Source organism: Streptomyces sp. HSS9-12, assembly GCF_054963655.1.
The window spans coordinates 26,427-39,212 of the sequence record NZ_JBUEGC010000017.1; the positions used below are offsets into that span (position 1 = coordinate 26,427).

A 12,786-nucleotide genomic window follows, 5' to 3' on the forward strand; every position below is an offset into this window, starting at 1 on the left:
CATGCAGCACTTCGAGGACTTCCCCCGCTTCACCGCCGCCGCCGTCCAGGCCGCTCCCGTCTACCTCGACGCCGCCGCCACCGTCGACAAGGCCGTCGCCCTCATCCACGAGGCGGCCGGCAACGGCGCCTCGCTGATCGCCTTCCCCGAGGTGTTCGTGCCCGGCTACCCGTACTGGAACTGGACCATGAACCCGGTTCAGGGATCCCCCTGGTACGAAAAGCTCTACCGCTCGGCGATCGACGTGCCCGGCCCGCACGTCGACACCCTGCGCGCCGCCGCGGCCGCCACCGGCACCACGGTCGTCATCGGCGTCAATGAGCGCGGTGCCCACAGCCTCGGTGTGCTCTACAACAGCGTATGCGTCATCGGCCCGGACGGCGCGCTCCTCGGCGTGCACCGCAAGCTGGTTCCCACCTGGGCGGAGAAGCTCACCTGGACCGGCGGCGACGGCAGTTCGGTGCGGGTGCACCACACCCCCGTCGGCCCGCTCGGCGTGCTGGCCTGCGGCGAGAACACCAACACCCTCGCCCGCTTCTCCCTCCTCGCCCAGGGCGAGCTCGTCCACGTCTCCAACTACATCTCGCTGCCGGTCGCGCCCGCCGACTACGACATGTCCGAGGCCATCGCGATCCGCACCGCCGCGCACTCCTTCGAGGGCAAGCTCTTCTCCATCGTCTCCTGTTCGACGATCACTGAGGAGATGATCGAGGTCGCGGCCGGCGACGACCCGGAGATCGCCAAGGCGATGCGACGTCCGCGCAGCGCGCTGTCCGGCATCTTCGGCCCCGACGGCCGCCCGGTCACCGAGCCGCTCGTCGACGAGCAGGGCATCGTCTACGCGGAGGTCGACCTGGCACGCTGCATCCAGCCCAAGCAGATGCACGACATCATCGGCCACTACAACCGCTTCGACGTCTTCCGGCTGCACCATGACACGACGCATCGGCAGCCCCTCATACGCACCCCGGCACCATTGCCCGCGGCTCCGCTCACCGGCCCCTGGACGCCCCCGGCATCCGCACCCACGGACGACTCGGCAATCTCGTGATCACTCCCTCAACGGGCAGTTCACCCGGCGGGCGGGGACGGGAGGAGGAGGCGTACCGCGGCAACGGCACCTTCGACACCTCCTCCTGCCCCCGAGGCCATCTCCGCCACCGCGCCTGGCCCTGGGCACTCCGTGCAATCTTCCTTCCGTTTTATTGACGCCCGTTTTTAAAGCGGAATAGCATCCTCGCACCGCTTCGACGGCGGGAACGCGATCCGGAATTCGCCCTCATCAAGGGGGATCAGGGAGCTGTACGGCTCCACATACGTCGAGCGAGTCGATCTGACGCACGACGGCACCGCGGTCCGGGCGTACCGGAGACCCCATACCGGAGACCCCAGACCAGGCCGCGAAGAGGCGTCTACCATGCGACGCGCTCACGGTCGGTCCGAACTGAGCACGATCGACCACCGTCCCAAGGGAGGAATCATGCCCATCACCCCCGTGGTCGTCGTCATCCGCGCCGGCGGCCCACCCCTGTCGCCCGTCACCGGTGTCTCCAGTGCGCCCGTCCACGCTTCAGCCATCGTCGAGCGCCGATGAACGTCGCTGAGGCGGTCGGCGCCACCCTCGTCTCGCTCGGTGTCGACCACGTCTTCGGTGTCGTCGGGTCGGGCAACTTCCACGTCACCAACGCCATGGTCGAGGCCGGGGCCCGGTTCGTGGCCGCCCGCCACGAGGGCGGCGCCGCGACCATGGCGGACGCATACGCACGGACGGCCGGCAAGCCGGCTGTGCTGAGCGTGCATCAGGGATGCGGCCTGACGAACGCGCTGACCGGTATCACCGAAGCGGCCAAGAGCCGAACGCCCTTGCTGGTGCTGGCGGCCGAGGCCGGTGAGCCCACGTCGAACTTCTCCGTCGACCAGAGCGGGCTGGCTGCGGCCGTGGGTGCCGTGCCGGCCAGGATCACCTCGGCACACACAGCGGTCGCGGAGACGACCCGTGCCGTCGCCACCGCCGTGCAGCAGCGCCGTACCGTGCTGCTGAACTTGCCGCTGGAGACACAGGCGCTCGACACGGGGGCGCCCGCTGGGCCGCTGGTCCTGCCTCCCGCTCCCCTCCCGGTTCAGCCGTCGTCGACCGAACTGGCAGCGCTGACCAAGGTGTTGGATACGGCAGAGCGTCCGGTCTTCGTCGCAGGTCGGGGCGCCCGTGGACCGGGATGCAGGGACGTCCTGCTGGAGTTGGCGGAGGCCTGTGGCGCGCTGGTCGCGACCTCCGCGGTGGCCAAGGGGCTTTTCCAGGGGAACCCGTGGTCGCTGGACGTGTCCGGGGGCTTCTCCTCACCCCTGGCGGCGGATCTGATCAGCCGGGCCGACCTGATCGTCGGATGGGGATGTGCCCTGAACATGTGGACCATGCGTCACGGGCGGCTGATCGGCCCCGGGACGACAGTGGTCCAGGTCGACGACACCGCCGAGGCCATCGGAGCCCACCGCGAGGTGAGCTTCGGGGTGGTCGGCGACGTGGCCGCGACGGCACGGTGCGCCCTCACCGCGATCAGCAGCAGCGCCGCACGCGGAGACGCGCCACACGGCTACCGCACACCCGAGGTCCGCAGACGCATCGCGGACTCGGTCCGCTGGCGCGATGTGCCCTTCGACGACACCGGCGACGGCGAGCGGATCGACCCGCGGGCGCTGAGCATCAGTCTGGACGACCTGCTGCCGGACGAGCGGGTGATCGCCGTCGACTCGGGCAACTTCATGGGTTATCCGAGCATGTTCCTGTCGGTACCGGACGAGCAGGGCTTTTGTTTCACCCAGGCGTTCCAGTCCATCGGACTCGGCCTGGCTACCGCGATCGGCGCGGCGCTCGCCCGGCCGGACCGGCTGCCCGTGGCGGCGCTCGGCGACGGCGGTGCGCTGATGAGCGTGTCGGAGCTGGAGACCGTGGTGCGGCTGGGCCTGCCGATGGTCATCGTGGTCTACAACGACGACGCCTACGGTGCCGAAGTGCACCATTTCGGGCCGGGCGGATTCCCCTTGGACACCGTTCGGTTCCCGCCCGTGGATCTTGCTTCGATCGCGTCCGGATTCGGCTTCACCGCGCTCACGGTCCGCACTGTCGCCGACCTGGCTCCGGTTGAGCACTGGCTCCAAGGCTCCCGCGACACCCCGCTGCTGATCGACGCGAAGGTGACCCGCGAGCAAGGCGCTTGGTGGCTGGAGGAGGCGTTCCGCGGCCACTGAACGCCATTCATCTCACAGATGTGTCGGTCCCGAGAAAGGACAAGCGAAATGACCAGCCCGCACACCACACATCAGGGCGCGTTGCGGTCGCGCTTCTTGCCGGTGGTCCTGTGCTGCGCCACCATCATCGTCGACGGCTACGACCTGATCGTCTACGGCACGGTGGTACCGACCCTGCTCGGTGGCGGTGCCGAATGGAAGCTGAGCGCCGCGGAGGCCGGGCGGATCGGCTCCTACGCGCTGATCGGAATGCTGATCGGCGCACTGCTCATCGGCACGGTCACCGACATCGTCGGCCGCCGCCGGATCCTGATGGCCTGTGTCGCCTGGTTCTCCACCGCGATGTTCCTCGCGGCGGTCGCCCCCACCCCCGAATTGTTCGGCCTGACCCGGTTCATAGCCGGTGTCGGCCTGGGCGGGGTCGTTCCGACCGCGATCGCCCTGACTGTCGAGTACGCCCATCCCCGGCGGCGGAACGTCACCAACGCCATCATGTTCTGCGGATATTCGATCGGCGGGATCGTCGCGGCCCTGTCGGCCATCTGGATCATTCCGGGACTCGGCTGGCGTGCGATGTTCGTACTCGGTGGCGTGTTCGGCCTGGTGCTGCTGCCCGTGATGTGGTTCAAGCTCCCGGAGTCGGCCAGCTACCTGATCGCCCGCGGCAGGCACGCCGAGGCCGAAGCGCTCGCGGCACGCTTCGACCTGGCCCTCGAGGACTCGGCGAGCGATGCCGGCTCATCGAGGACGAGCGCGTTCGATGGCCTGCGGGCGCTGTTCGCCAGACGGTACGTGGTCGGAACACTGCTGTTCTGGGTGGGCACCGCGTTCGGTCTCCTGCTCGTCTACGGCCTCAACACCTGGCTTGCCCAGATCATGCGCAAGGCCGGCTTCGAGCTGGGGTCGGCGCTGGCGTTCCTGCTGGTGCTCAACCTCGGTGCCATCATCGGCACGCCCCTGCTCGGCAACCTGGCCGACCGCGTGGGGGCCAAGAAGATCACTTCGGGCATGTTCCTGACGGCCGCCGCCTGCATCTGGCTGATCAGCTTCAACTTCCCGTCGGCCGTGCTGTATGGCCTGGTCGCGGTCGCCGGAGCCTGCACCATCGGCACGACCATCATCGTGAACTCCTACACCGCGACGTTCTACCCGGCCCACATGCGCGCCACAGGGCTCGGCTGGGCGCTGGGCATCGGTCGGCTCGGGGCGATTCTCGGACCGGTCTACGGCGCTTTCGTTATGGATTCAGGCTGGGGCCTGTCTGCCAACTTCTATGCCTTCGCCATTCCGGCGGCGCTGGGCGCAATCGTGATGCTCGCGGTGCCCGACGCGCGCCGGACCGGACACAGCCCGGCCTCTGAAGCCGCCGTGGCCTGAAGGGTGTTCTGTGGGTTTCCGTCCAGTTTCAGGTTGAGTTGGGGCGGGGCCCGGCTGTGGTGGTGCCACCACGGTCTGGGCCCCGCCGGGCGTGATGGCCTGCTTCTCACAACGCCGCTGCTCGGCGTACCGGGCAACTCGGCGTCATGCCTGACCGGAACCAGGTGCTCCGGACTTGCATCGGAGGCACACATATCATCTAAGGTAAGCCTTACCTGACAAGCGCTTGCCCGACAAGCTCGTACGTAACAGGAGTGTCCCTATGTTCCCCAGACGCCGTGGCACCGCCGTCGTTGCCTTCGCTGTCGTCGCACTCTCCCTCGCGGCATGCGGCGGCACTTCCGGTAACGGGAAGGAGGGTGCGGCCAACCCCACGGCCGAGTCCGGCGACAAGAAGGCCGTCGCCCAGGGCGGCGAGGACTTCGCGGGTGCGGTCAAGAAGACCGCGGCGATGGGCACCGACGCCAAGCCGGGCGAGTGGCCCCGCACCGTCACCCACGCTATGGGCAAGACGGAGATCAAGGCTCAGCCGAAGCGGGTCGTTGTCCTGGACGTCGGCGAGCTCGACAACGTCGTGTCGCTGGGGATCAAGCCGGTGGGCCTCGCGCCCACCGAGGGATCCCCGGAGCTGCCGGCGTACCTGAAGAAGGACGCGGGCAACCCGAAGAACATCGGCACCATCAACAACCTCAACCTCGAGGCGATCGCCGCGCTCAAGCCCGACCTGATCCTCGGCAGCCAGCTGCGTGCCGCCGACAAGTACGACGAGCTTTCGCAGATCGCGCCCACCGTCTTCTCCATCCGCCCCGGCTTCACATGGAAGGAGAACTACCTCCTCAACGCGGCCGCCCTCGACAAGACGGCCAAGGCCAAGGAGCAACTCGCCGAGTACGACAAGAAGGTCGACGCGCTGGACGAGAAGCTCGGTGCGGACAAGCCGACCGTCTCCATGGTCCGCTACCTGCCCGACGGCGTGATCCGCCTCTACGCCAACGCCTCGTTCATCGGCACGATCCTCAAGGACGCGGGCATCCCTCGCCCCAAGAACCAGGACATCGAGGACCTCGCCGCCGAGATCAGCGCCGAGAACATCAACCAGGCCGACGCCGACTTCATCTTCACCGGCGTCTATGGCGACCCGAAGGCCACGGACAAGTCCAAGGCGCAGGGCAACCCGCTGTGGAAGAACCTGAAGGCCGTCAAGTCCGGGCACGCGTATGACGTCCCGGACGAGACCTGGTACCTCGGCCTCGGCGTGATGGCGGCGGACGAGGTCCTCGCGGACCTGCAGAAGCACCTCACCAAGTAGAACCCGCACGCCGGTTGGCTCTGGCGCCGTTGCGCTGTGGGCCGCTCACGATCTGACCGGAGAAACGCGGGGATCACCGGCGCCATCGGCGGCCTGGGCAAGGCCGCAGCCGAAGGGCTACTGAGGTTTCGGGTCGGTGCCGGGGGTGACGGGAGGCGGCCCCTGCCTGTGCACCATCAGCAGCGCGGAGTTCCATGGCGAAGGCTGGCGGAGCCACGGAGATGGTCCCAACTGCGCCGGCCCGTACGGCTGGAGCTGCGGCTGCTTCCCGCACCCGCGGGGACCGCTGAGCAGGTCGCCAGGCAGCCCTGGGGGAACGGCTCCTGGCCCCTGCGCCGGGGCCTGCCGGGTCTTGGGAAGCCCCGCCAGAGCGGCGATAAACCGCAGACCAGACTCATCTGCGGACTCACCAGCGGTGCGCGCCGGACTCCGCGGACCGGTCAATTCCTGGTGAGACCCCAGACCAGGAGTGCGAGGAGGACGATCAGCAGTGCCGCGCCGGCGATCCTTGGCGCGAACCGCTTCGCCACGGGACCGACCGCATCGAGGAGATCCAGGTGGTCGTCAGCGGTACGGAGGCTGGTCCCCGCGGTGGCGGGAGCGGTGAGCCTGGTCGGAACGCCGCCGCCGTTGGTCGCTGGTGTCGGAATCTGCGCCGCACCGTTCTGGCGGGCATCTGTGTCGTGTGATGACTCGGAGGCGGCCAGTTCGGCAGACAGAGCCTGGGCGAACCGGTCGATCAACGTTGACGAGACATCCTGAATGGCTCCGCGGCCGAACTGTGCGGGCTTCCCGGTCAACTTGAGCTCCGTGAGCACGTGGACCTCGGTCTCCTTGCCGCGTTCACGCAGGGACGTCTCCACCGTCGCACTTGCGGTCCCGGCGCCCTTGCTGTCCTTACCGGACGCTTCGATGACGACCCGGCGAGCGGCCTCATCCCTGACCACGAATCGGGCCTGGCCCCGGTAGGTCATCATGATCGGACCGAGCTTGACGCGCATCCGCGCCGTGATGTCATCGCCGTCTACAGAGTCCAGTGTCGCCCCTGGTACGCACGCCACCACCCGCTCGACATCGAGCAGGACCGGCCACGCCTGGTCCGCGGGCAGGGGTACGGTGAACGTGTTTTCGAGCTGCATGGATGGATCACTCCCTGAGATCTGCCAGCAATGCGGTCGGTCGGGCACTTCCGCGGTGAATGGGGCCGTCGATCCTCGACAGGCGCTCGCCGGTGCCACCCGCGCGGGTCTGGATAATCTCCGCCGCAATGGATATCGCGGTTTCCTCCGGGGTGTGCGAACCGATGTCCAGTCCGATGGGCGACGCGAGCCGCCGCAACCCGTCGTCGGTGACCCCCTGCTCCCGGAGCCGGTCGGTCCGGTCCCGGTGGGTCCGTCTGCTGCCCATCACACCGATGTAGGCGGCCCGCGTCCCGAGTGCGACCTGGAGCAGCGGTATGTCGAACTTGGGGTCGTGAGTGAGTACGCAGATCACCGTGCGTTCGTCGACATCCGTCCGGGCCAGATACCGGTGCGGCCACTCGCAGACCACTTCATGCGCCTCAGGAAACCGTCTACGGGTCGCGAACACCGGTCTGGCGTCGCAGACGGTGACGTGGTACCCGAGGAAGACTCCGACCCTGGCCACGGCGGAGGCGAAGTCGATGGCACCGAACACCAGCATCCTGGGAGCGGGCGTGTAGCACTGCACGAACACCGACACCTCGTCGTGGCGCCGCTCCCCGTGCAGCCCGTAATGCCGGGTGCCGGTCTGCGCCTGGGCCAGCATGGCGCGGGCGTCCTCGGTCACCGCGTGGTCGAGCCGCCCGTCGCCGAGCGATCCGGAAGCGCGGTCAGGCCAGACCACGCGGCGAGCGCCGATCCGGCCGCGACCGTCGACCACGGTCGCCACCGCGACCGGCTGGCTCCGCTCGATCGACGCGACGACCTCGCCCAACTCGGGGAAAATCGTCCGGTCGACCGGTTCCACGAAGACATGGATGGTCCCGCCGCAGGTGAGACCGACGGCGAAGGCCTCGTCGTCGCTCACCCCGTACTTCTCGAGGACCGGCTCGCCGGTCGTGACGGCGCGTTGGGCCGACTCGTACACGGCGCCCTCCACGCAGCCGCCCGAGACACTGCCCACTACCTCGCCCGCGGCGGAGACGGCCATGGCCGCCCCCGGGCCGCGGGGCGCGCTGCGGGAGGTATGGACCACGGTGCCGAGAGCGAAGCGCTCCCCGGAGTCGTACCAGCCGGTGATGGCGTGAAGGACGTCACGCATGGGTCGCTTCCTTGTAACGAGGGGCCGCCGACCGGCGACGGGTCACTCGATCACCCCACCGTGGACCGCCTCGCAGGAGGCGATGAACTCCGACCACTCGCCCAGGAGTTGCTTGAACTCCGGTGTTTCCAGCGCTTGGCGGTACTCCTCGATCCCGACGACCTCCAGGACCTCGAGGTAGTCGTAGGAGGGGGAACCGTCGTCCAGCGTCGCTTCGAGCCTGGTGACCTCGTAGCGCTGGATCGCCGGGTTCGCGCGAGCGACCGGGTAGTCGGTGCGCCGGATCCAGCTCTCGTAGTCGGCCGGGTCGACACCGTCGCGGAGCTTATTGAGGAAGAAGACGCGGTAGGCCATGAGAATCCTTCGTCAGAGTCGGGGAAGTACTTCGCGGGCGGTGAGCTCGGCGACCTCGCTGGCCTGGTCCGCCGGGAACAGCCACAGCCCGATGGAGTCAGAGCCGGCGTCGAGCAGGCGGCGCAGCTTCGCCGCGCATTCGTCGGGGTCGCCGGCGACCGCCAGGTCGTCGACCCAGGCGTCGGGCATGTCCCGCGCGATGGCCTCGGCTCCGCCGCCGGCCGCCAGCAGCTCATTGAGCTCGTCCTGGATCCCGTACACCTGCGACAGGGCGCTGTTGGGCATCGCCGCGAGGTAGAAGGCGATGGATTCCCGCACCGCGGCCTTGGCGATCTTGGAGTCGGAGGCGACCGAGAAGATGGCGTAGGTCACCAGCCGGTGCGGGTCGGTGCGCTGGGCTTTTTCGGCGCCTTCGGTGATCCGGGCCCTGGCCCACTCGACGTAGGCCGGGCTGGCCAGGACGGACAGGATCGTGCCGTCGGCGACCGCGCCTGACACCCGTAGCCCCTTCTCGTTCACCACCCCGGTGTAGAGCGGCACGCGGGTGGCTGCCGGGTAGGTCAGCTGGATGTTGTCGAAGGTGAATGGACCCTCCTCGGTGAGCGATTTTCCGTCAAGCAGTTGCCTGACAGCGCTTACGCATTGGCGGAGGGTTTTCAGCGGCGCCGGCGGCATGAGACCCATCTGGTCCAGCCAGGCAGGCACGCCGTGCCCAATACCGCCGTAAATGCGGCCGGGAAAGAGTACGTCGAGTGTGGCGAGTTCCATGGCCAGGATCGCGGGGTGCCGGGTCACCGCGGAGACGATTCCGAGACCGAGTGGCAAACGGTTGGTCCCGGCAAGCGCCGCGGCGGCTCCAGCAATTCCACCGGAGAAGAAACAGTCCTCGGAGAACCACATTTCTCCGAATCCGAGATCTTCGGCCCGGCGGGCCATGGCCACGATGTCTTTGGCCGGCATATGGCTTCCGAGAACCAGTCCCACCGGCATGTCAGTCGAGGCGTTCATCGCACGCCCACCAGTGGGTGCGGTACCGCACGTTGCTCGAGCATCGCTCCTCCTGCGTTGCGGGCGGTCCGGGGACGAAGCCGCAGCGGATCAACGGTGGCCGGACTGGCCGGCCTGCCACGGAAAACTACGAGCCCCCGGACCTGCAGGTCTTCGGCGCTTCCCACAATTCCTCGCGGGATCTTGTGCAAGTCGCAAGGGACGGCTGGGCGGGACCGGAACAGGCATCCTGGGCCCCGCGGAAGCAGGGCTCCGCGTGGCCGCGGCCACTGCGCCGGCGCGATCCGAGCGCTCACTCGCTGTGAAACCCCCTGGTCGGGAGGCCGCGTCAGGCGGGTTGCACAATTTCCGGCTTCATTGGCCGCAGAAAGCACAATGACCCCGTCATCACGCCGAATCTAAGGTCCAGTCAGGCCGACGGCATATGCGTTCGTCCGCGGACAAGGCTGCGTGGCTACGGACAAGGTATGAGGTCGAGGTCTGCTGGACACAACAATGGAGAGCCGATGCGCATTGGCATTGACGTAGGTGGAACAAATACCGACGCGGTCCTCATGGACAGCGATCGGGTGTGCGCACAGACCAAGGTTGCAACCACCGAAGATGTAACGACAGGCATCGCCGAGGCGTTGAAAACCCTCCTGTCGGGCACGGAATACCAACCATCGGCGATCCAGGGCGTCATGATCGGTACGACGCATTTCATCAATGCAATCGTGGAGGGAAACCGCCTCGCCCCGACGGCGGCGATCCGGCTCGGGCTGCCGGCGACCGCCGCCCTGCCCCCGATGTCGAGTTGGCCCGAACGCCTGGTGCGGGCGATCGACGGCCGGGCGTACATGTGCCATGGCGGGCACGAGATCGACGGACGGCGGATCGCGCCCCTGAGCCGGGACGAGCTGTCCAGGGTGGCCGACGAGATCGCCGCGCAGGGAGTGCGCAGCATCGCGATCTCATCGGTGTACTCCCCGGTCAACGAGGAGTGCGAACGTGAGGCCGCCGAGATCCTGGGGGAGCTCCTTCCCGGGGTGTCGCTGAGCCTGTCCCACGAGATCGGACGCATGGGCCTGCTGGAGCGTGAGAACGCCACCGTCATCAACGCCTGCCTGAGCGAGCTCGCCGACCACATCTGCCGCGGCCTGGCCGACGCGGTGAGCGGCGCGGGGATCGACGCGCCGCTGTTCCTCAGCCAGAACGACGGCACGCTCATGGACGTCGACTACGCGCGCCGCTACCCGGTCGCGACCTTCGCTTCCGGACCGACGAACTCGATGCGCGGCGCGGCCTTCCTGTCCGGCCTGCGCGACTGCGCCGTGGTGGACGTCGGCGGTACCACGACGGATGTGGGCATGCTCCGCAACGGATTCCCGCACGAAGCCTCGACCGAGGTCAGCGTGAGTGGCATCCGTACCAACTTCCGTATGCCCGACGTCCTCTCGATCGGTATCGGCGGGGGGAGCCGCGTACGGGCCGAGCCCTTCGGCGTCGGCCCCGACAGCGTCGGCTACCGGCTGACGGAGAAGGCCCTGGTGTTCGGGGGCGACACATTGACCTGCACCGACATCGCGGTGGCTGCCGGGATAGCCGACATCGGGGACCGGAGCCAGGTCCGTCACCTCGACCGGTCGTTCATCGACGCCGTCCTGCAGCGGATCTCCGAGGACATGACCACCGTGGTGGACCGGGTGCGCACAAGCGCCGAGCCCATCGCCGTGGTCGCCGTCGGCGGCGGCAGCATCCTCGTCCCGGAAAGTCTCCCCGGCGTCGGTGAGGTGAGGCGGCCGGAGTTCTTCGCCACCGCGAACGCGATCGGCGCGGCCATCGCGCAGGTGGGCGGTGAGATCGACCGGATGTATTCGATCCAGCCCGGCCGGCGGGACGCCGTGCTCGACGAGGCCAAGCAAGAGGCCATCGACAAGGCGGTGGCGGCCGGTGCCAGCCGTTCGTCGGTGCAGATCGTGGATGTCGATGAAGTCCCCCTGGCCTACCTGCCGGGCAACGCGACACGAATCCGGGTCAAGGCAGTGGGAGATCTCGTCCTCGCCCGGTGACGCGGCGCGGTGTCGGGCGATCGAAAGGACAACAGGAACATGGCGTACACGCTTGAACTTGACGACTTGGAAGACCTGGCGCGGGGCGCCGCCCTGCTGGGGACCGGTGGTGGCGGAGATCCCTACATCGGGACGCTGCTGGTGGGCGAGGAACTCCGGCGCGGCCGCACCATCCGGCTGATCGAACCGGAGGAGGTCGACGACGAGGCGCTCGTCATCGCCAGCGCCTTCATGGGGGCACCGACCGTCGTCATCGAGAAGATCCCCGGCGGGGACGAGCCGGTGACGGCACTGCGCCGGCTGGAACGGCATCTCGGCAGGAAGGCCCACGCCATCATTCCGATGGAGTGCGGCGGCCTGAACTCGATGGTTCCCCTCTTGGTCGCGGCGCGAACCGGGCTGCCGATCGTCGACGGCGACGGGATGGGACGCGCCTTCCCCGAGCTGCAGATGGAGACCTTCGGGGTGTACGGGGTCGCGGGCTCACCCATGGCGATCTGCGATGAGCGCCAGAACGTGACGATCATCGACACCGGCGCTGACAACCGCAGCATGGAGTGGTTCGCGCGCGGAGTGACGATCCGCATGGGAGGCGTCTCCTACATCGCCGAATACCCCATGAGCGGCACCGATGTGAAGCGCACCGCGATCCCGGGGACCATGACGCTGGCCCTTCGGCTCGGCCGGGCGATCCGGGAGGCCAGGGAGAACCAGCAGGATCCGTTCCAGGCGTTGATCGAGTACCTGTCCGGCACCATTTACGAGCACGCGCGCGTCCTGCTCGAGGGCAAGGTCGTCGACATCGAGCGCCGCAGTGCCGATGGGTTCGTCCGCGGCACCGCGACCATCGCGACGTTCGACGGTGCGACGAAGGTGGAGCTCACCTTCCAGAACGAGCACCTATTGGCCCGCAGCGACGGAAGGCTGCTCGCCATCGTCCCCGACCTCATCTCGGTGCTCGATGCCGAGACCGCGACGCCGATCACGACCGAGGCACTGCGCTACGGACAGCGAGTGCGGGTTATCGCCATCTCGACACCGGCGATCATGCGCACACCTGAGGCACTGGACGTCTTCGGCCCCCGCGCCTTCGGCCTGGACTACGACTGGACGCCGGTAGAGAAGCTCGCACCGCTGTGACCCCGACCCCTTCACCCA

10 protein-coding genes are annotated in these 12,786 nt (G+C 68.1%); 6 read left to right on the top strand and 4 right to left on the bottom strand.

What is annotated here, in order from left to right; genetic code table 11:
* Position 1 precedes the first annotated feature (1 nt).
* From ACY34J_RS11585 to ACY34J_RS11600, 4 genes are all read left to right on the top strand, one after another.
* Complete coding sequence (locus tag ACY34J_RS11585) at positions 2-1,051, top strand: carbon-nitrogen hydrolase family protein (RefSeq protein WP_462726453.1); 1,050 nt, start codon at positions 2-4, stop codon at positions 1,049-1,051.
* Positions 1,052-1,590: 539 nt separating this feature from the next.
* On the top strand, positions 1,591-3,246 hold the full coding sequence (locus tag ACY34J_RS11590; protein ID WP_462726452.1) for a thiamine pyrophosphate-binding protein: 1,656 nt from the start codon (positions 1,591-1,593) through the stop codon (positions 3,244-3,246).
* A gap of 48 nt (positions 3,247-3,294) precedes the next feature.
* The gene (locus ACY34J_RS11595) at positions 3,295-4,623 is read left to right on the top strand and encodes an MFS transporter (protein WP_462726451.1); all 1,329 of its coding nucleotides are present in this window, start codon (positions 3,295-3,297) and stop codon (positions 4,621-4,623) included.
* A 262-nt stretch (positions 4,624-4,885) separates the two neighbouring features.
* Complete coding sequence (locus ACY34J_RS11600; RefSeq protein WP_462726450.1) at positions 4,886-5,932, top strand: ABC transporter substrate-binding protein; 1,047 nt, start codon at positions 4,886-4,888, stop codon at positions 5,930-5,932.
* A gap of 440 nt (positions 5,933-6,372) precedes the next feature.
* On the opposite strand, the gene ACY34J_RS11605 is transcribed toward ACY34J_RS11600, so the two are convergent.
* The 4 genes from ACY34J_RS11605 to ACY34J_RS11620 are packed head-to-tail and all read right to left on the bottom strand — an operon-like array spanning position 6,373 to position 9,577.
* The gene (locus ACY34J_RS11605; protein WP_462726449.1) at positions 6,373-7,071 is read right to left on the bottom strand and encodes an SRPBCC family protein; all 699 of its coding nucleotides are present in this window, start codon (positions 7,069-7,071) and stop codon (positions 6,373-6,375) included.
* Positions 7,072-7,078: 7 nt separating this feature from the next.
* Positions 7,079-8,215, bottom strand: coding sequence for an XdhC family protein (locus ACY34J_RS11610; RefSeq protein WP_462726448.1), 1,137 nt, complete (start codon positions 8,213-8,215; stop codon positions 7,079-7,081).
* 42 nt (positions 8,216-8,257) lie between these two features.
* Positions 8,258-8,569, bottom strand: a complete 312-nt coding sequence (locus ACY34J_RS11615) for a hypothetical protein (RefSeq protein ID WP_462726447.1) — start codon at positions 8,567-8,569, stop codon at positions 8,258-8,260.
* Positions 8,570-8,581: 12 nt separating this feature from the next.
* Positions 8,582-9,577 carry an LLM class flavin-dependent oxidoreductase gene (locus tag ACY34J_RS11620; RefSeq protein WP_462761954.1) on the bottom strand — a complete coding sequence of 332 codons (996 nt, stop codon included), beginning with the start codon at positions 9,575-9,577 and terminating at the stop codon, positions 8,582-8,584.
* Between the two features lie 506 nt (positions 9,578-10,083).
* Here ACY34J_RS11620 and ACY34J_RS11625 point away from each other — a divergent pair.
* Together ACY34J_RS11625 and ACY34J_RS11630 are read left to right on the top strand one after the other, a co-directional pair.
* A complete protein-coding gene (locus ACY34J_RS11625; RefSeq protein ID WP_462726446.1) occupies positions 10,084-11,628 on the top strand; it encodes a hydantoinase/oxoprolinase N-terminal domain-containing protein in 1,545 nt (514 codons plus the stop codon).
* Positions 11,629-11,667: 39 nt separating this feature from the next.
* A complete protein-coding gene (locus ACY34J_RS11630; RefSeq protein ID WP_462726445.1) occupies positions 11,668-12,768 on the top strand; it encodes a DUF917 domain-containing protein in 1,101 nt (366 codons plus the stop codon).
* Positions 12,769-12,786 lie beyond the last annotated feature (18 nt).